At 68.2% G+C, this 19,174-nt stretch carries 12 protein-coding genes and 1 pseudogene; 8 read left to right on the top strand and 5 right to left on the bottom strand.

Annotation, left to right across the window (positions count from 1 at the left end; translation table 11 throughout):
* Positions 1-22 precede the first annotated feature (22 nt).
* The 4 genes from OG300_RS30470 to OG300_RS30485 all read left to right on the top strand — a co-directional run bounded on the left by OG300_RS30470 (position 23) and on the right by OG300_RS30485 (position 5,136).
* Positions 23-1,150 (top strand): hypothetical protein, encoded by a 1,128-nt coding sequence (locus tag OG300_RS30470; RefSeq protein WP_405486881.1) that lies wholly within the window; start codon positions 23-25, stop codon positions 1,148-1,150.
* Positions 1,151-1,255: 105 nt separating this feature from the next.
* On the top strand, positions 1,256-2,608 hold the full coding sequence (locus tag OG300_RS30475; RefSeq protein WP_405486883.1) for a S1 family peptidase: 1,353 nt from the start codon (positions 1,256-1,258) through the stop codon (positions 2,606-2,608).
* Between the two features lie 267 nt (positions 2,609-2,875).
* Positions 2,876-4,126 (top strand): S1 family peptidase, encoded by a 1,251-nt coding sequence (locus tag OG300_RS30480; protein ID WP_405486885.1) that lies wholly within the window; start codon positions 2,876-2,878, stop codon positions 4,124-4,126.
* Positions 4,127-4,299: 173 nt separating this feature from the next.
* Positions 4,300-5,136, top strand: a complete 837-nt coding sequence (locus OG300_RS30485) for an NRDE family protein (protein ID WP_405486887.1) — start codon at positions 4,300-4,302, stop codon at positions 5,134-5,136.
* A gap of 87 nt (positions 5,137-5,223) precedes the next feature.
* Here the strand turns inward: OG300_RS30485 and OG300_RS30490 are convergent, their stop codons facing one another.
* Entirely contained in the window at positions 5,224-5,979 is a 756-nt protein-coding gene (locus tag OG300_RS30490; RefSeq protein ID WP_405486889.1) for a hypothetical protein, read from the bottom strand.
* Between the two features lie 374 nt (positions 5,980-6,353).
* Between OG300_RS30490 and OG300_RS30495 the strand changes: the two genes are divergently transcribed.
* The 3 genes from OG300_RS30495 to OG300_RS30505 all read left to right on the top strand — a co-directional run bounded on the left by OG300_RS30495 (position 6,354) and on the right by OG300_RS30505 (position 11,728).
* Positions 6,354-9,575, top strand: coding sequence for a (Fe-S)-binding protein (locus OG300_RS30495; RefSeq protein WP_405486891.1), 3,222 nt, complete (start codon positions 6,354-6,356; stop codon positions 9,573-9,575).
* A 186-nt stretch (positions 9,576-9,761) separates the two neighbouring features.
* Entirely contained in the window at positions 9,762-10,523 is a 762-nt protein-coding gene (locus tag OG300_RS30500; protein WP_405486893.1) for a copper homeostasis protein CutC, read from the top strand.
* Positions 10,524-10,876: 353 nt separating this feature from the next.
* Positions 10,877-11,728 (top strand): lytic polysaccharide monooxygenase, encoded by an 852-nt coding sequence (locus OG300_RS30505; RefSeq protein WP_405486895.1) that lies wholly within the window; start codon positions 10,877-10,879, stop codon positions 11,726-11,728.
* A gap of 747 nt (positions 11,729-12,475) precedes the next feature.
* On the opposite strand, the pseudogene OG300_RS30510 reads toward OG300_RS30505, so the two are convergent.
* The 3 genes and pseudogenes from OG300_RS30510 to OG300_RS30520 all read right to left on the bottom strand — a co-directional run.
* Positions 12,476-13,756 (bottom strand): annotated as a pseudogene (locus tag OG300_RS30510) (YibE/F family protein); the annotation flags it as partial.
* Positions 13,757-14,233: 477 nt separating this feature from the next.
* Positions 14,234-15,493 carry a pyridoxal phosphate-dependent aminotransferase gene (locus OG300_RS30515; protein WP_405498736.1) on the bottom strand — a complete coding sequence of 420 codons (1,260 nt, stop codon included), beginning with the start codon at positions 15,491-15,493 and terminating at the stop codon, positions 14,234-14,236.
* A 27-nt stretch (positions 15,494-15,520) separates the two neighbouring features.
* Complete coding sequence (locus OG300_RS30520; RefSeq protein ID WP_405486897.1) at positions 15,521-16,882, bottom strand: XRE family transcriptional regulator; 1,362 nt, start codon at positions 16,880-16,882, stop codon at positions 15,521-15,523.
* A gap of 256 nt (positions 16,883-17,138) precedes the next feature.
* Between OG300_RS30520 and OG300_RS30525 the strand changes: the two genes are divergently transcribed.
* Complete coding sequence (locus OG300_RS30525; protein WP_405486899.1) at positions 17,139-17,588, top strand: hypothetical protein; 450 nt, start codon at positions 17,139-17,141, stop codon at positions 17,586-17,588.
* A gap of 106 nt (positions 17,589-17,694) precedes the next feature.
* On the opposite strand, the gene OG300_RS30530 is transcribed toward OG300_RS30525, so the two are convergent.
* Positions 17,695-19,077, bottom strand: a complete 1,383-nt coding sequence (locus tag OG300_RS30530; RefSeq protein WP_405486901.1) for a molecular chaperone — start codon at positions 19,075-19,077, stop codon at positions 17,695-17,697.
* Positions 19,078-19,174 lie beyond the last annotated feature (97 nt).

The raw sequence follows: 19,174 nt of genomic DNA on the forward strand, positions 1-19,174 counted from the left end.
CGCATCGAATGAGGTAACGACGATGGCCACTGGCGTGGGCCTGCGGATCGCCGACGACGAATCTGTCGTCGCCGTGGTCACCGGCGACGACGCCACCCTGCCCGTCCACTACATCGTGCGCGAATCCGTGCTGCACATGTCCGACGACGGGGATGCGGTGCTGGGCGGCGACCAGCCGGACGGGCATTCGCATTCCATCCGGGGTTTCGTCACGACCGTCGGCGATCCGGCCGGTATCTCCGTCGACGACGGCGAGGCCTACCGGGCCGAGGATCTGATGGCCACCGCCGCCTTCTGCCTGATCAATCTGGCGGCCGATCACCTCAACGGGCCCGCCGAGTTCTACGCCACCCACCCGACCGGCTGGCCCGAAGCCAATATTCGCGCCCTGCGCGAGGCCCTCGACTACCTGGGTCTGAAGGCCGTGGTGCTGGTCAGCGAACGCGACCTACCCCAGCCGGACTCGGACACCGGCAAATCCCTCGCCTACAACGCCGCCCGGGCGGCCCTGGCGGCGGTGCTGTCCACCCCGGCCGGCCTCACCCCGCCCGATACCTCCACGGCCACCGCCAATGCCGCCGACGTCACCGACGTCCTGCCCGCGCTCGAGGGTTATCTGCCGCTGGCACAGGCGTATTCGGCCGCCGTGCCCGCGGTCCCCGCCGCCACCGCCGCCGAACCGGTGGTCACCCGGGCCTCGCCCGCGGTGGTGCTCGGCCGCCCGCGCGGCTCCCGGGGCCCGTACATCATCGCCGCCGCCGCGGCCGCGATCGGTTTGCTCCTGGGTGGCCTCGGAGTGGCGACGGTATTGCACAACGACGACTCCACGCCCGGCCCGCCGCGCGGCGAGGTGCGTTCGGAACCGGTCGCCACCGCGGGCACCGCGCCCCCGCTGCTGCCGCCGACCGGTTCGGAGAATCCGACGGCCGCCGCGCCGCCGCCGGTGGATGTCGCCGATGTGCCGGTGACGAGCGAGGTCCCGATCACCACGCCGCCGCCCACCACCGACCCGCCGTCGGCCACCACCCGCCCCGCGCCGCCCACCACCACGCGCCCGTACCCGCCGGTCTACCAGTATCCGCCGGTCCCGACGTTCTCGTTGCCGACGCCGCCGGAGGTACAGGATCCCTGGGGACAGATTCCCCATTGATTTCGTAGAGACCTTCCGAGGTTTGTGCCCTAAAGTGGTGCGCTGACCGACCTTCCGGGAAATAACCGGAACGGTCGGTCTGCTGGTGCACTACGAAGGGACTCCATGCGCAAGTTCATGGCGCGCCGCGCCACGGTTCGAGCAGCCACCATCGCTTTCGCCTCGACCGTTCTCGTCGGACCCCTGCTCAGCACCGCATCCGCGGAACCCGCGGCGCCCGATCAACTTGCCGCCGAGAAACTTCCGCCCGAGCTGGTCACGGCCATTCAGCGCGATCTCAACATGACGCCCGCCGAATATCTGGACCGTGCCTCGAAGGCTCAGCAATTGCGTGGCTACGCAACGGAGTTCCGCACCCAGCGCCCCGACGACTTCGCGGGCGCCTGGCTGGGCAACGACGGCAAGCCGGTCCTCGCGGTCACCTCGGTCGACGCCGCGCGCATCGCGGCCGCCGACGGCTACCAGACCCGGCTCGCCCCGATCAGCGCCGACACGCTGGAGAACGGGGCCGATCAGCTCGAGCGCTGGGTCAGCAGCCTGCCGAGCGACATCTCCAATGCCATCAATTCGGTGGCCATCGATTTCCTCAACAGCCAGCTGGTGCTCAGCGTCGCGAATACGCCCGCCGGACATCTGCTGAACCTGCCCACGCTGATCGCGAATATCAAGGTGATCCTCTCGCCGAACAGCGGCGGCCCGGTGGAGCGGCGGCCGATGGGCGGCGACACCTATATCACCGCGCCGACCGCACTCAGTGATTCCGCGCTGCACACCGTGGATGTCTGCTCGTTCGGATTCAACAGTGTGGATTCGGCGGGCAACGCACTCAACATCAGTGCCGGACATTGCAATCCGAATGTCGAGAAGGGCGCCCCGGCGGACGTGTATCTGCCGAATACCAAGAATCTGCTGGCGAGTCCGCAGGTGGGCAGCTTCGTCACCTCGAACCTGGGTGGCCGCAGCGGCCTGGACTATTCGGTCATCAAGCTCAACGACGACGCGGTGCGGGGCGGCATGGATCAGCCGTCGGTGCGCGGCGCCAACGGCACCACCCTCACCATCACCGGTGTGGCGGACCCGATCACCGGCGCGCCGGTCTGCAAGTCGGGTCAATCCTCCACGTTCACTTGTGGTTTCGTGGTGGCCGACCGGGTGGAGACCCAGTTGTTCACCGCGGAGGGCCAGTCCAAGACGGTGCGCGGCTTCGCCTCCAGTGCCTGCACCCTGGGCGGTGACAGCGGTGGCGCGATCGTGACCGGCACCCTGGCGCTGGGCATCACCAGTGGTTCGAACGCGGCCGACGCGCCGAACTGCAACGAGGCCAATACGCAGCTGGCGCAGTACGGTGGAACCGCCTCGCTGGGTATCCCGGTGCGCCCGATTCTCGCGGAAATCGACGCCAATTCCGGCGGCGGTATCGGTAGTGGAATTCAGGTGCGGACCCGTTCCACCACCTGAGCGATCGCGGCCCACCTCGTGGGCCGCGAACTCACGCGAGCCGGATGCGCGAGAATCGGACAAGTTTCGCAATGTGCTTGAATCCGACACGCCCGCTGTTTGCCGCGCGAATACCGAAACGTCACCTCGCAATAAGTAGGCATAACGGTCCCGACACCATATAGTCGGCTCATGCTCCTGCCACGTATGCGTCTTTCCATGCCTTCCGCAGGCCCACGCCCGCGGTCCCTAGCCCGTTCAGCAGCGATCGCGGCCTCCGCGATTCTCATGGCCGGACCCCTGGCGGCAAGCGCACACGCGGAACCCTCGAGCCCCGCGACCCCCGATATGCCCGCCGAACTCATCCAGGCCATCACCCGCGACCTGAAGATCTCCCCGCAGGACTACCTGCACCGCGCCGACGTCGCGCAGCAGGTCGCCACCTTCGCCACCACCGCGCAGCGGCAGTTCCCGCAGGCGTACGCAGGCGCGTGGCTGGACGAGACCGGCAAGGCCATCGTCGCGCTGGCCCCCGGCGACGGCACCGACGCGGCCCGCAAGGCCGCCCAGGACGCCGGTTTCACCGTCAAGGACGTGGCCAAGAGCGAGAGCACGCTGCGCGGCGAGAAGAACGCCTTCCAGACCTGGCTCAAGGATCAGCCCGCGGACGTGTCGAAGTCCATCCGGGGCGTGGCCATCGACGCCATGAACAACACCATCGCGGTCCGCGCCGACAAGGCCGACCTGCCGCTGCCCGGCTTCGTCGACCCGACCCGCGTCATCGTGATGACCGCGCCCCCGGCCGGCGGCGAGAGCGTCGACGTGCCGCAGGCGGGCGACATCGCCGGTGCGGGCCCGCGCCAGCTGGCCGCCGGTGACTCGTTCGCCTCGGTCGCCGGTCGCATGTCGCTGCGCTGCTCGCTCGGCTTCAACGGCACCGACGGCAACGGCAACGTCGTGAATATCACGGCGGGCCACTGCAACCCGAACATCGCGGCCACCCCCGGCGCCAACTCGCCGGCCGTCTACCAGCTGGCCGGCAGCGACACGCTGGGCCCGCAGGTCGGCGTGTTCGGCAAGTCGGTGCTCGGCAACGAGGACTACTCGATCATCTCGGTGAACGACCAGTCGCGCGACAGCTTCACCAACAACCTGGTTCGCGTCCCGAACGCCGCGCCGGTCGCGATCACCGGTGTGGCCGTGCCCGTGGTCGGCGCTCCGGTCTGCAAGTCGGGTTCGCGCACCGGCTTCAGCTGCGGCGTGGTGAACGCCGTCGACCAGACCGTGCAGGTCGGCGACCGCATGCTCACCCAGTCGTTCTCGGCCAATATCTGCGCCCTGCCCGGTGATTCGGGCGGCCCGATCGTCACCGGCACCCTGGCCCTGGGCATCTCCAGCGCCTCCTCGGTCGCCGACTACCCGATCTGCGAGATCCCCAACCTGATCGGCCTGATCACCGGCAACACCCCGCAGCTGTTCGCGCAGCCGGTCAGCACGGTGCTCTCCGACAACCCGGGTCTGCGGGTCAACACCAACTGATCCACGCCCTTCGAAAAGGCCGGTAGCCCAGCGCTGCCGGCCTTTTCGCGTATCCGGGGGTCCGCGCGGCGTTCCGGGCGCGTCGCAGTGACAGCGGCGGGGCGGCAGGGGTGCGTGGTGCGGGCGGGGTTGGGCATGGGCCGGAACCGCCGCGGTCGGGCATGCTGGTGGGTATGTGTTTGGTGTTGCTCGGATGGCGGGCCCGGCCGGGCTACCGGTTGATCGTGGCCGCCAACCGGGACGAGTTCTTCACCCGCCCAACCGAATCGCTGCGCTGGTGGGACGAGGTTCCCGGACTGCTGGCCGGGCGTGACCGGGGCGCCGGCGGCCCGCTGCCCGGTACCTGGCTGGGCGTCGAGCGCGACACCCACCGTTTCGCCACCGTCACCAATGTGCGCGGACCGAACGAGGCCCGCCCCGATGCCCGCTCCCGCGGCGCGCTCATGATGGATTTCCTGCGCGGCGAAACCGTGCCGGAGAAGTTCGCCCGCGGGGTGTCCGCCGCGCCCGACGATTACAACGGTTTCAATCTGATCGTCTCCGATCTGGAAACGCTGTGGTGGCACAGCAATCGCAGCGACCGCGCCCCGCGCGAACTCGCGCCCGGCTTCCACGGCCTGTCCAATGCGGCCCTGGTGGGCTCGCTGCGGCCCGATGGGACCGTCGACAGCGGTCTACCCACCCCCGCGTGGCCCAAGGTGCGCAGCGGCGTACGAGCGCTGCATCAGGTCGCGGCGGACGATCCCGAGAACGTCGACGCCCATCTAGCGGTGCTCGCCGACCGCGCCCAGGCCCCCGACGCCGAACTCCCCGAGTCCGGCTTGGACCTGGCGGCCGAACGCGCCGCCTCGGCCCGCTTCGTCTCCCACGAGATCCATGGAACCCGCTGCAGCACAGTGCTTCTGGTCCGCGAGGACGGCACCTTCACGATGACCGAGCGCACCTTCGACCGCTTCGGCCACGCGCGCGGCACGGTGTCCTTCGACGGCGCGGTCCCACTGCCGGAGTGAATGCGCGCGGACCGCGAAAAACTTTGTCCGGGAACGCGTTCGGCCCGCCCCTGAAAAGGGACGGGCCGAACGACTGTGCGATTCCGCTCAGTTGGCCGTAGGGGCAACCGGGGTAGCGGTGGACGCGGGGCCCTGCTGCGCCGCCTGCGCCTGATCGGACCAGCGGGTGGTGCCGGGCGCCGCCGACACCGTGTTGAGCAGGTCGATGCCCGCCGCCAGCAGCGTCGGTCCACCGAGGGCGATGGTGCCCAGGATGCCACCGATGGCCGCACCGGTCGGCAGGCCGAGCAGGCCGCCGACACCGAAGAGCGGCAGACCGAACAGGAACCCGACGATCGCGCCGACGGCGGTGCCGACGAAGGTGCCGATCCCGACCGCGAGACCGAACTTGGTCGAGAAGTCGTTCATCGCCCGGGCGTTCTCGGTGTCCGAGGCGATGGGCTTCAGGTTCGCGACCAGCTTCTGGTCACTCGGCTGGAAGCCCGCGGGCTTCTCCGGCACGACCTCGAGCACCTTGGCGTCGTTCTTGAGGTCGGCCTTCACCGGAATATCGGTGCCCTGCACGCTGAAGGACAGCGGGAAGGACACGACCTGCGCGCCCTGTCCGTCCTTGACGGTGACAATCGTCTGCTTCGGCGCGTCGGGAGTGGCACCGTCCTGCTGTGCCAGCTCGAACGTGCCGTTCTTCAGCGTCGATACAACGGTCTTGCCGTCCACCAGCTTGGTCGAGTAATCGATTCCCGCGGGCTGCGCGGGAGCATCATCAGCGTGGGCCGTCGTCATGCCGACGGTCATTGCGCCGATGACCAGGGCAGCAGCCGCAGTGGTACTGCGAAGCTTCATTCGGTTGGTTTCCATTCCGTCATCAGGTAAAGCGTCGTGCGCACCTTCGCCACGCGAGGCCCGGCTTCCCTCGGGCCATGCCACGCGCTAGGACGTATCCTCCCCGAGCATGTGAAGGTACGCACAGCTGTCGGACAGCGTGAGCCTAGTCCAAGACCCTACGATTTGCGAGATTCGTTACTTCATGCGTCACACCAGGTTTCGAAGTAAGCCTGCCCTTTGTTAACGCTGCGATTTGCCGGGATTTACGGTGTGGGAAACCCTGGACAGTTAAGTTACCGGCGAGTAACTTACTGTCCATTAGGATACGTGCAACCCGAGGTGGAACCAGGCCACCTCGTCATCGCTCGTAGAACCGTAAGAGAGGTCGCGACATGAATGCCCTGACGATTACGTTGGGCACGATCGCCGTGCTCGTCAGCATTCCATGCTGGGCATCGTTCGTTTGGGGTGTCCGCAACATCGTCCAAACGATCCGTGTCGGTCAATCAGCACCGGACAGATGGCGCCCGTTCGGCCCCCGAATCACCACCATGATCAAGGAATTCGCGGCGCACACGCGAATGGTGAAGTTCCGCACCGTCGGCTGGGCCCACTGGCTCGTCATGGTCGGCTTCCTACTCGGATTCATCCTGGTATTCCAGGCATACGGGCAGGTATTCACACCGACGTTCACCTGGCCACTGGTGGGCGACACGCTCGTCTACCACCTGGCCGACGAACTTCTCGGCATCGCGACGATCGTCGGTGGTGTCGCGCTGATGATCATTCGCCAGCTGAATCACCCCCGCGTTCCGGAGCGACTGTCGCGCTTCGGCGGCTCCAACTTCCTCGCCGCGTACTTCGTCGAGTGGGTCGTGCTGATCGAGGGCATCGGCATGGTCGGAGTGAAATCCGCCGTCCTCGCCTACACCGGCGAATCACACGCTGCCAGTGACTTTCTCACCATGCAGATCGCCAAGGGCCTGCCCTCCAGCGCTGCGCTCGTCTCGATCTTCGCCTTCATCAAGCTGATGTCCGCGATGATCTGGCTGCTCGTCGTGGGCCGCAGCATCACCTGGGGTGTGGCATGGCACCGCTTCGCGGCGTTCTTCAACATCTACTTCAAGCGTGAGGCCGATGGTTCGGTCGCGCTGGGCGCGCTGAAGCCGATGCTGTCCGGCGGCAAGCCGATCGACATGGAGACCGCCGACCCGGACAACGACACCTTCGGTGTCGGCAAGTTCGAGGACTTCTCCTGGAAGGACATCCTCGACGTCACCACCTGCACCGAATGCGGTCGCTGCCAGTCGCAGTGCCCGGCCTGGAACACCGGCAAGCCGCTCTCGCCGAAGCTGCTGATCATGTCGCTGCGCGACCACGGCTACGCCAAGGCCCCGTACCTGCTGGCCGGTGGCCGCAAGGACATGAGCGGCGACGAGGTCGGTCTGGTCGACGCCGAGGGCAAGCCCAATGAGCGTGCGCTGAACCAGATTTCGGAGGCCGCGCGCACCGAGGCCGAGCGTCCGCTGGTCGGTGGCGAGGACGTGCACGGCATCATCGATCCCGAGGTGCTGTGGTCGTGCACCACCTGTGGCGCGTGTGTCGAGCAGTGCCCGGTCGATATCGAGCACGTCGACCACATCATCGACATGCGCCGCTACCAGGTGCTGATCGAGTCGGAGTTCCCCTCCGAGCTGGCGGGTCTGTTCAAGAACCTGGAGAACAAGGGCAACCCCTGGGGTCAGAACTCCAAGGACCGTCTGAACTGGATCAGCGAAATCGATTTCGAGGTACCGGTTTTCGGTAAGGACGCGGACTCGTTCGACGGCTACGAATACCTGTTCTGGGTGGGCTGTGCGGGCGCTTACGAAGACCGCGCCAAGAAGACCACCAAGGCCGTCGCGGAGCTGTTGGCCACCGCGGGCGTGAAGTTCATGGTGCTCGGCCAGGAGGAGACCTGCACCGGCGACTCGGCGCGCCGCGCGGGCAACGAATTCCTGTTCCAGCAGTTGGCCATGCAGAACATCGAACTGCTGAACTCGGTGTTCGAGGGTGTCGAGCAGGCCCGCAAGAAGATCGTCGTCACCTGTGCGCACTGCTTCAACGCGCTCAACAACGAGTACCCGCAGGTGGGCGGCAACTACGAGGTCGTGCACCACACCCAGCTGCTCAACCGCCTGGTGCGAGCCAAGTCGCTGGTGCCGGTGTCGCCGGTGGCGCAGAACGTCACCTACCACGACCCCTGCTACCTGGGTCGGCACAACAAGATCTACAACGCGCCGCGTGAGCTGATGGAGGCCTCGGGCTCCACCCTGGTCGAAATGCCGCGCCACGGTGAACGTTCCATGTGCTGTGGCGCCGGTGGCGCGCGCATGTGGATGGAGGAGAACCTCGGCAAGCGCATCAACGTCGACCGCGTCGACGAGGCCCTCGACACGCTGAAGGGCGGCAACGAGCCGTCCATGATCGCGACCGGCTGCCCGTTCTGCCGCGTCATGCTCACCGACGGCGTCACCGCCCGCAAGGACGGCGGCGAGGTCGGCCAGGGCGTCGAGGTCGTGGATGTCTCGCAGCTGATGCTGCAATCCATCAGCCGCGTCGAGGCCGCTGTGCTGACCGAGAATCTCAAGGTCGTCCAGCAGCCCAAGGTCGAAGAGCCCGAACCGGAGCCCGTTGTGGCCGAGGCCGAGATCGCTGTCGAGGAAGCGCCCGCCGAGACCGCACCCAAGGCCGCTCCGGCCGGTGGCGGACTGGGCATGAAGGGTGGCCTCAAGGCCCCCGGTGGCAAGGGTCTGGCCATGAAGGGCGGCCTGAAGACCCCGGGTGCGAAGGCCGAAGCCGCCGCACCCGCTCCCGCCGAGGCGGCGACCGAGGCCCCTGCGGCCCCCGCGGCCCCGGCTCCGGCCAAGGGCCTGGGCATGAAGGGCGCCGCGAAGGCACCGGGCGGCAAGGGTCTCGCCATGAAGGGCGGACTGAAGGCTCCCGGCGCGAAGGCCGCTGCGGCCGAGACCGCCGAAACCGCTTCCGCCGCAGCCGCTCCCGCCGAGTCGGCCGCACCGGCCGAGCCCGCGGCCCCGGCCGCCAAGGCGGGCGGACTGGCCATGAAGGGCGGCCTCAAGGCGCCCGGTGCCAAGGGTCTCGCCATGAAGGGCGCGGCCAAGGCTCCGGGTGCGAAGCCCGCCGAGGCGGCCGCTCCGGCGGAATCGGCTCCGGCCGAGGCTGCTCCGGCCGAGGCGCCGGCGGCTCCCGCGACCGAGGCTCCGGCCGAGGCCAAGCCGACGATCGCGCCCAAGGGTCTGGCCATGAAGTCCGGCCTCAAGCGCCCCGGACCGAAGGCTCCGGGCTCCGCTCCGGCGGCCGCGGCTCCGGAAGCGCCTGCGGCTGCGGCTGATTCGGCTCCGGCTGATTCGGCTGCGGCCGAGTCCGCGCCCGCTGCGGCCGAGCCGGCCGCGGTCGCCGAGCCGACTGCCACCGAGGCGACCACGGCTGCGGCCGCGGGCACCAACGGCGGTAACGGCAGCAACGGCGACAACGGCGCGGCCAAGCCGCCGGCCTCCAAGCCGGGTGGCCTCGGCTTCAAGTCGGGCATGAAGGCGCCGGGCAAGAAGAACTAGTCGACGGCCCGAAACACCGGGCGGCCGAACCTGATTGAGCTGGGCGGCGCTACCGATTCGGTAGCGCCGCCCAGCTCGTTTTCGGTGCCCCGACCAGGGGTTCACCGGCGGATTTCACCGACCGTTCCGTGCCAATTGGCAAATCTCGGGCAACATGTTCGGCGCGGATTCGCCATACTGCAAGGTATGACGGATGCGCGGACGGTACGGGTCGAGATCGGGGTGGAGTCCCTCGGCGGGGTCCGCATCGCCGAGCGAGCAGGGGTCACCCGGGTCGAACTGTGTTCGGGCCTGACCATCGGCGGACTCACCCCCGGCCCCGGTCTGATCGAGGCCGCGGTGGCGGCGGCCGGGCACACCCAGGTGCATGTGCTGATCCGCCCGCGCCCCGGCGACTTCCGCTATTCGGCCGACGAGGTGGCGACCATGCGCACCGATATCGAGCGGGTGCGCACGGCGGGTGCGCACGGGGTGGTGATCGGCGTGCTCGACGAGGAGGGCCACGTGGACCGGGCCGCGAATACCGAACTGCTCGCCGCGGCCGAGGATCTGGAGGTCACCTTCCATCGCGCGTTCGATGTGTGCGCGGATCCGTACGCCGGTTTCGACAGTTTGCTGGAACTCGGTTTCACCCGGCTGCTGACCTCCGGCCGCCAGGAGTCGGTGCTCGACGGGGCGGCGCTGATCGGCCGATTGGTGAGCCTGGCCGACGGCCGCATCGACGTGATGGCCTGCGGCGGTCTGCGCGCGGACAACGCGCGCCGGGTGATCGAACTGACCGGAACCCGCGATCTGCATGCGGCGGTGCGCATTCCGGTGCCCGGACTGCCCGGCCACGACACCGAGGTCGACTTCGCCGAGTTCGGCGCGCCCGGTGGCTTCGACCATTTCGAGACCGACGCCGCCGGAGTCGCGGCGCTGTGCGACGCGGCGCGCACTGCGAGTTAGCGGAGCCCTGTCACTCCTGCGTCAGCGCCCGATCCGAATGGCGTGATCGCGACCCCCGAAAGCGACCGCACAGCAAGGTAAGTGGCTGATCTTGCCGCGCCCGCGGCGCGGAATGCCCGGTTTCTCCCGATACTCGTGCGTCAAGTTTGCTGCGCCCGTGCTGAAATTTGCTGCGCCTCAACGGTTTCTGGATTGCCCCAGTATAGGACGCTTGACCAAAGCGTTGCTGGGTCATATCTTTTGAAGCACGTTCTTGCTACAAAGTGGTCTGGATCACATCTCGGATCCATCACGGGACAGCATGCCGGCTCCTGCTGACCCCATCTCTCACGCTCTCTCGCAAGGAGTTTCAGGTGATCGGTAGAAGAAGCATGTCCGCGCTCGGGGCCGTCGCACTCGCACCCTTCCTGGTGGCGATGCTGCCCGATGCGACCGCGTACGCCCACGGTTACGTCTCGTCCCCGCTCAGCCGCCAGGCGCAGTGCGCCAAGGGTCTATTGCCCTGCGGCGACATCAAATACGAGCCGCAGAGCGTGGAAGGCCCCAAGGGCCTGCACAATTGCAGCGGCAACGTCTCCCGCTTCGCCGAGCTGGACGACGACACCAAGCCCTGGCAGGTCCAATCCGTCGGCAGCACAGCCGATTTCACGTGGACGTTCACCGCGCTGCACCGCACCCTCAACTATCAGTACTACATCGGCGACACCCTGCTCACCACCGTCGACGGCGGCAACAACCCGCCGCCCGCCAGCACCGTCACCCACACCGTGAACCTCGGCGGCTTCACCGGCCGCCAGAAACTCCTGGCGATCTGGAACATCGGTGACACCGCGGACGCCTTCTACTCCTGCATCGACCTCCAGATCGGCGGCGGAGGAGGCGGAACCCCTTCCACCACAACGACTCCCCCGACCACGACCACCGCACCGCCCACCACCACCGCGGCCCCGCCGACCACCACGGTCCCGCCCACCACGACCGTCGCACCGACCACGACCGCCGCGCCCCCGAGCACCACGCGTGGTCATCAGCCGCCGACCACGACCGCGCAGCCCGCGGGCAACCCGTGGAAGGTCGGCGCGCACTACAGCGTCGGTGACGTGGTCACCTACGACGGCATGCAATACCGCTGCCTGCAGGCGCATACGGTCTACGACCCCGGCTGGACCCCCACCGCCGCGCCCGCGCTCTGGCAGATGATCTGAGAGACCCCGTCGCCGCGACCGCGGACTCGGACCCGTCGACCCGAGCCCGCACCCCGCCGAATCGCTTGCGCCGCAGCTTCGTTGCCGCCGAATTCCCTGCGGCCACCCGATTCGGTACCCACCGCGGCTGACGGAGAGGGGCGTGTTCCCGATCGGGAACACGCCCCTCGTTTTCATGTCCGCCCGCTAGTACCGGGAATGCCGCCCGCTGCCGGGCGCTTCGGGCGGCCAGCCCTCGTCGTCGTCGCGGGGGTCGGGGGCCCAGCCCTGGTCACGGGGTTCGGGGGCCGAGTTCGACCACTCCTCACCCGGGTTGAACCACGACGAGGTATTGGGACCGGAGTCCGGTGTACGGGCATTGCCGGACCAGCCCTGATCGCCCGACCCCGGCTCGGGATAGCCCTGATTGGGATGCGCGATGTCCGGGCGCGGCCGGGGCACCCGACCCGAATCCTGTCGCGGCGAATTCGGTTGCACCACACCGGTCCTGGGCACCGTCGAGGAGTCGGTCGGCGGACCGGGCCGAGCCGGTCGCGGCACCGCCGGCTGACCTCCGGTGCCGGGTCCCGCCGTCGGACCGGAGCGCCGGGCGGCCGGTTGCGCACCGGTGCGCGGGCCCCCGGGTTGGGCCCCGGCGCGGGGTACCGCCGCCTGGGCGCCGGTGCGCGGACCACCGGAACGAGCCCCGGCCCGCGCGGTCGCCTTCTCCCCCGGCCGCCGGGATCGATTCGACTGTGCCCCTTCGCCGCGTGCGCGGCGTCCGGTGGCGGGCGGCGTCGCGGGCTTGGCGCCGAAGGGCCGGGCCAGCACGACCGCGATGGCGGTGGTGAGCGGCACCGACAGCGCCAGCGCGATGCCACCGACCGCCGACCGCGCGATCTCGATGCCGACCGCGTCGCCGGTGAGCACATCGTGGATGGAGCGTCCGGCGACGCTGAACAGCATCAGCAGCGGCAGCGCGCCACCGGCGTAGGCGAGCACCAGGGTGTAGACGGTGCTGGCGATGTGATCGCGCCCGACCCGCATGGCGGCGGCGAAAATGCCGCGGCGCGTGGCCTTCTCGTCCAATGCCGCCAGTTCGAAGGCGGCCGACGCCTGGGTGATGGTGACGTCGTTGAGCACACCCAGCGAGCCGATGATGAACCCGGCCAGCAGCAGCCCGGTGATGCTCACGTGCTGGATGTAGGCCGCGACATTGGTGTTCTGTTCTTCCGACAGCCCGGTCAGGTGGGTGATCTTCAACGCCACCCAGGACAGCACCGCCGCCAGCACCATCGAGGTCAGGGTGCCCAGCAGCGCCGAACTGGTGCGCAGGTTCACCCCGTGCGCCAGGTACAGCACGGAGTACAGGATCATCGCACCCGCCACCAATGCCACCGGGATGGCGGGTTTTCCGTCCAGCAGGGCGGGCAGCATGAAACCCACCAGCACCCCGAACGCGACGACGAGTCCGATCAGCGCCCGCAGACCGCGCCAGCGCGCCACCGCGATGACGACCACCGCGAAGGCGACGCCGATGAGGATCAGCGGCAGGCCGCGCGCGTAGTCGTCGAAGGAGTAGATGACCACCTTCTGGTGCGAGACGGGATCCGTATTCTCCTGGCGCACGATGCGAAGTTTGTCGCCCACATGCAGATTGGGCTGATCGGGCGTCGGTGAATTCACGAAGAGCGTCCAATTGCCCTTCTCCACACCGGATTCGATGGAGACGACGCTGCGCGGGCACTGCTGCTGCGCCTGCGGCAGCAGATCCGGCTCGACGGCGAAGACCTTGCCGTTGTTGATGTCCCCGCACTGCCCGAGATCCTGTTTGACCACGGTTCCGGCCTCGGTCTGCACCGCGCCGCCGCTGCCGTTCTGCATGGGCAGCGGGATGTCGATGTGCTGGGCGCTCGGCCACAACCAGATCAGTCCGGCCACCACCGCGACCCCGATGACGGCGAGCAATCCGACGACGACGCGGGCCGCCGTCTCGCCGATGGCAATGGGCCCGGAATGGTCATGATGATGGTGATGGTGATCGCTCACCCGGCGAGCGTAGACGAAAACCGTTTCTGAATTCCTGAGAGGTTTCCGGGCTGGAAAAGGACACGACAAATCCCTCGCGAGAATCCGAAACAACGGATTTGCGAGGGAATGCCGAAAAAAGTTTAGGGGGGCGGCGGAGAGCAGGGGGATGTCTCCGCCGCCCGGGGTCAGCGGCCCAGGGGGGGTAGGCCGACTAACCAGGGCCGGACGGCCCAGGGGGGGTAGGCGGTCCGACCGGGCACTCTGAGTGCCGAGGACCACTGTACACAAAAGACGGTTCTTTGCGCTAGCTAAGTCTCTAAAAACCCAACTTTTTCGTACTAGCGGTCTGTTTTAGCCAGGGTCCCAACTGCGACAGCACCCCTAACGGGCATTGTCCGCGACCGGACACCCAGGCATAGCCGCAGGTCAGAACGAAAACGCGGGGTACTTGACAGTACCCCGCGCGGACGCTCGGTCGGAATTTCCGGACAGAACCTACTGCCGGTAGCTGGCCAGGAAGTTACCGAAACGCTCGATCGCGACCGACAGATCGCGCGCCCAAGGCAGCGTCACGATCCGCAGATGATCATGGTGCGGCCAATTGAACCCGGTGCCCTGCACCATCAGGATCTTCTCCTGCAGCAGCAGATCCAGCACCAGCTTCGAATCGTCGTGCACCTCATGGACTTCCGGATCCAGCCGCGGGAACGCGTACAGCGCGCCCTCGGGCTTCACGCACGAGACGCCCGGAATGGTATTGAGCTTCTCCCACGCCACATCCCGCTGCTCGAGCAGCCGCCCGCCCGGCAGCACCAGATCGTCGATGCTCTGATGGCCACCCAGCGCCACCTGAATGGCATGCTGCGCAGGCACATTCGGACACAGGCGGGTCGAGGCCAGCAGATCGATGCCCTCAATGAACCCGGCCGCGTGCTCCTTGGGCCCGGTGATCACCAGCCAACCGGAGCGATAGCCCGCCACCCGGTAGGCCTTGGACAGACCGTTGAAGGTCAGGCACAGCAGATCCGGGGCCAGCGTGGCCAGCGAGATGTGCTTGGCGCCGTCGTAGAGGATCTTGTCGTAGATCTCGTCGGCCAGCAGCAGCAGATTGTGCTTGCGCGCCAGGTCGACCACCTGCGCCAGCACCTCGGCCGAGTACACCGCGCCGGTCGGGTTGTTGGGGTTGATCACCACGATCGCCTTGGTCTTCGGGGTGATCTTGGCTTCCATGTCGGCGATGTCCGGCTGCCAGCCGTTGGACTCGTCGCACAGGTAGTGCACCGGGGTGCCGCCCGCCAGCGAGGTCATCGCCGTCCACAGCGGATAGTCCGGCGCGGGGATCAGCACCTCGTCGCCGTTGTCCAGCAGCGCCTGCATGACGATGGTGATCAGCTCGGAGACGCCGTTGCCCAGGTAGACGTCGTCCACATCGAATTCCGGGAAGCCCGGCACCAATTCGTAGCGGGTGAAGATGGCCCGGCGCGCGGGCAGGATGCCCTTCGACTCGGAGTAGCCCTGCGCGTACGGCAGCGCCGCGATGATGTCGCGCATGATCACGTCCGGGGCGTCGAAGCCGAACGGCGCGGGGTTGCCGATATTGAGCTTCAGGATCCGATGCCCCTCGGCCTCCAGCCGCGCCGCGTGTGCGTGTACCGGCCCGCGGATCTCGTAGAGCACGTTCTGGAGTTTGGTCGACTGCTCCAGGACGCGAGGGGACCGCTGCGGTGGCTGGTTAGACGGCGTCACCCGACCAATGGTGCCATCCGACCGCAACGAGCTTCGTCAACGGGACGTATCGGGCGGCAATACGCTCCTGGCGGCGGTGGATCCGCAGAAGTCCTCGATGCGCTCGTCGAGGTCGGTGGCCTCACCGGCGTCGCGGAACTCCGGTCCGGCCAGGCGCTGGCGGACGGCGCTGAGGCGTTCCTCCAGCTGGGCGATGCGTTTGTCCTCGTCGAGTTCCAGTACCGGTTCCAGGGCGGCGGCCGCGCCGTCGAGGCTGCCGTTGATCAGGTGGGCGGCGGCGTTGTCGACCCGGGCCAGGGCTTCCGCGCCGTAGGAGCGCTTGTCGGTCGGGCCGTTCACGTACAGGTCGATGGCCCGGCGGGTGGCGTCCAATGCCGGTGTGGCCTGGCCGAGATGGATGTAGGTCGCGCCCGCGTAGTAGTGGCTCTTGGGCTGGGTGAAGCCGAAGACGCCGCCGACATCGTCGTGCAGGCTGTCGCTGGATTCGGTGTCGCGGGCGTCGTCGGCGGCGCGGATGCAGCGTTCGGTGTCGGCGGAACTGCCCAGCCGCGACCAGATCCGGGCCTCGATGTTCAGCAGTCGGACCCGGGCGGTCGCGGATTCGGCGTAGCGCTGGCCACTCTGGGCCAGCAGCACCGCGCGGCGCGGGCGTTCGGCCCGGTATTCGATCAGCGCCTGCATGCCGCGGGTCCAGGACCGCAGCCCGTTGTGCTCGCAGAGTTCGGCGTAAGCCCAAGAGGCCCTTGCCTGTTCGCCCGCCGCGTCGAAATATCCGAGGTCGGTGCTGGCATTGGCGAGCAGCCCGGACAGGGTGCCCGCCAGCAGATACAGGTGCGCGGTGTCGGCGGGCCGCTGATGACCCTCGAGCAGCCGGTAGACGCGGCGGCGCACCCGCAGCATCTCCACCATCATCGGCACCGGTGCCATGTGTACGTAATCGTTGGCGATGCGTGTGACATCGGCGTCGAGCTGTTCCAACATGGTGGCACCCACATTGGTGCCCTCCGCCCTGCCTGCGTGGTCGCTCGCCTCGTGGGCAGCCGCCATGATCAGATCCCTCTCCGAAATCGCCGCTAACGCATCGCCCCTCATCGCACCCGTGTCGACGAGTGCCAGCAGTTCCGCGTCGCTGGAATAACTGGCTTGCGCCCCACCGGCGTTCCACAACTCGGAACTGCCTTGGCGCACATCGAAACCGGGAACGGCGGGGCGGTCAGTCGAGGGCTGGTCGATCAAGGCCGCGAACCGTGCCCGCACCACATCGTCGGACCTGGCCAAAGACGTGTCCAGGGCAGCCTGGTTGATGGGACGCGGATGCACCCGATCCCCCCCGGCCTCCCATTTGGACACCAGGCGCTCGTGCACACCCAGATGTGCGGCGAACTCCCGGATACTCATCCGCTTGGCATCGCGGAGGGCCCGGGCCTCTTTGCCTGACCAGTGCCGGACCACGATGCCATCCCTTCGGAACGAACTCCGAACTCCAGGGTACGAGTGGAACATGGTCGTTGCCACAGCCGAAACCTAGCTGGTACCAGGCTTTATACGCATCGGTAATTGTGGCGGCGGAAAGGCGGCGGAAGTAGAGCGCGCGGGCGTTATCCCCGAGCGGTCCGCACGCGACCCTGGAATCGGGAGGCAAGGAGGGCGGGATGTGAACGCGGACAAGCTCAGAACCGTCCAGGACTGGGTTTCCTACTACCGGCACGAGTTCGGGCTGCCGGTCACCGAACGCGGCGGGTTCGTCATGCTTCCCGTCACCGGTGCCGTCGCCGTCGTACACCTGCCGGTGGCGCGCGCCGAACAGGTGCGCGCGGCGCTACAGCAGCATCAGCGCACCGGGCCCATGCTGGCGCGCCAGATTCGCTGGAGCTTTCTGGCGGAACCGGATTCGCGTCCCGGCGCCCAGGTGATGGAGGTGCTCGAACGCCTCGACATCGGGATCCCGGCGATCGGCAGCGCGGTCATGCTGCCCACCGGACTCGGCCGCTGGACCAGGGAGGGCTGTCACTGGATCAAACCGCCCGCCCGCGATATCGAACTCCCACCCCTGTCGGCGATAGTCACGACAGCTCTGGCGGTGGGATCCGGAAGCGGAGGCTGAACGCAGTCGGCCTCCGCACCGGCGCTGCCCGGCGCCGGTCCCACCGAGTCCGCCCCCACCCGGCAGTCGACGGGGGCGGATTCGGTGCCAGCTCAGGGCTTTCGAGTCAGTGCTGTTCGGCGGGCGCGGGCGGGAACAGCGGGGGCAGCGTCGGCACGATGACCGGCGGCAGACCCGGAATGATGGTGATGGTGTTGGGGCCCGGCGCAGGCGGGGGTGGCGCGTCCGTCGTGGTGGGTGCGGCGCGCGGCGGCGGTGCGGCCAGCGACTCGTTGGTGGCGTCGGTGGTGGTGGTCGCGGTGGTCACCGGTGCCACCGCGCTGTGCGTGGTGCTGGGTGGAACCGAGCTGGTCACGGCGTCCTGACGCTGCGAATCATGTTCCAGCACTTGCGGTCCCCAGCCCAGGGTGACGCCGATGGCGGCGACCACGACCAGTGCGCCGACGGCCACCCCGGCCAGACTGATCTCGCGGCGACGGCCGAACTTCTCGACCGCGCCCGGCGTGGACAGCCAGGAGGCGGATGGTTCGGGCGCGGAAACGGTGTTGTCGTCGCGGGCATCCGGGAAGGGCGCGGGGGCCGGGCGCTGCGGCACCGGGCGCGCCAGGCGGGCGGCGCCGCGGGTGGCGATGGTCTCCGGGGCGCCGGGCACGATCACCGGGACGCCGAGCCAGCGCCGTAAAACCCTGGCCACCAGTGGAATCTGGGCGCAGCCGCCGAGCAGGGCGACCGCCTGCACCGGCTGTTCGGAACGCAGGATGACATCGCGCGTCATCCGGGCCGAGGATTCGACGGCCAGCATGATGAGCGCTTCGAAGTTCTCCTGCGACAACAGGACCAGGCCCTCGGTGGAGGGCAGCGCGACCGCGCTGTTGGCCGACAGCTGCTCCTTGGCCTCGCGGCACAGCGTGTCCAGCGCGACCAGACCGGCGTGATCCGGCGGATGCGCGATGCGGCCGGAGGCGATCTGCTGTTCGCGGATCAGCGAATCCAGGTACTCGCCGCTGATGTCGCTGGTGCGCTCGCTGTGGGTGATCTGCCGGGAGGCGGTGTCGATCACCGTCACCGAAAGTCCGGACGCACCCAGGTCATACAGCGCGACAGTGCCGAAACCCGGCATATCGCCGGTGTATTGGAGGTAGTCGAGCGCCGCGATCACATCGGGCACCAGCTCGTAGTTGGTGAGCTGGCGGCGGGCCAGTTCGGCGCGAATGTCGCGCGCGTGCTGTTCGTCGCGATAGGCGATGGCGGTGGCGCTGATTCGCGGATCCGCCGCCAGCACCGCGCCGACGACATCGGCGACCAGTTCGCCCACGCGGCGCTCACCGACGGGGACGGCCTGCACATCGAATCCGTCCGGCACGGGCGGGGCGGTGTGCGGTGCGGCCGAGAAGGCGTGGCGGGCCGTGGGTTCGGCGGGATCGCCGGTGGTCGGACGTGCGACGCGAACCGCGCCCGTCCCCACCGAAACTCCCAGTACCGAACTCATCTGCTGCCCATCTCGATTCCCACACTCACCCGCGTACGAGGGCACCGCCGCCTGCGGAATACTGCCAGGCGCAGGAGGTGGAGCCGCACACGCTCGG

Source organism: Nocardia sp. NBC_00511 (assembly GCF_045161165.1).
Taxonomy (GTDB): domain Bacteria; phylum Actinomycetota; class Actinomycetes; order Mycobacteriales; family Mycobacteriaceae; genus Nocardia.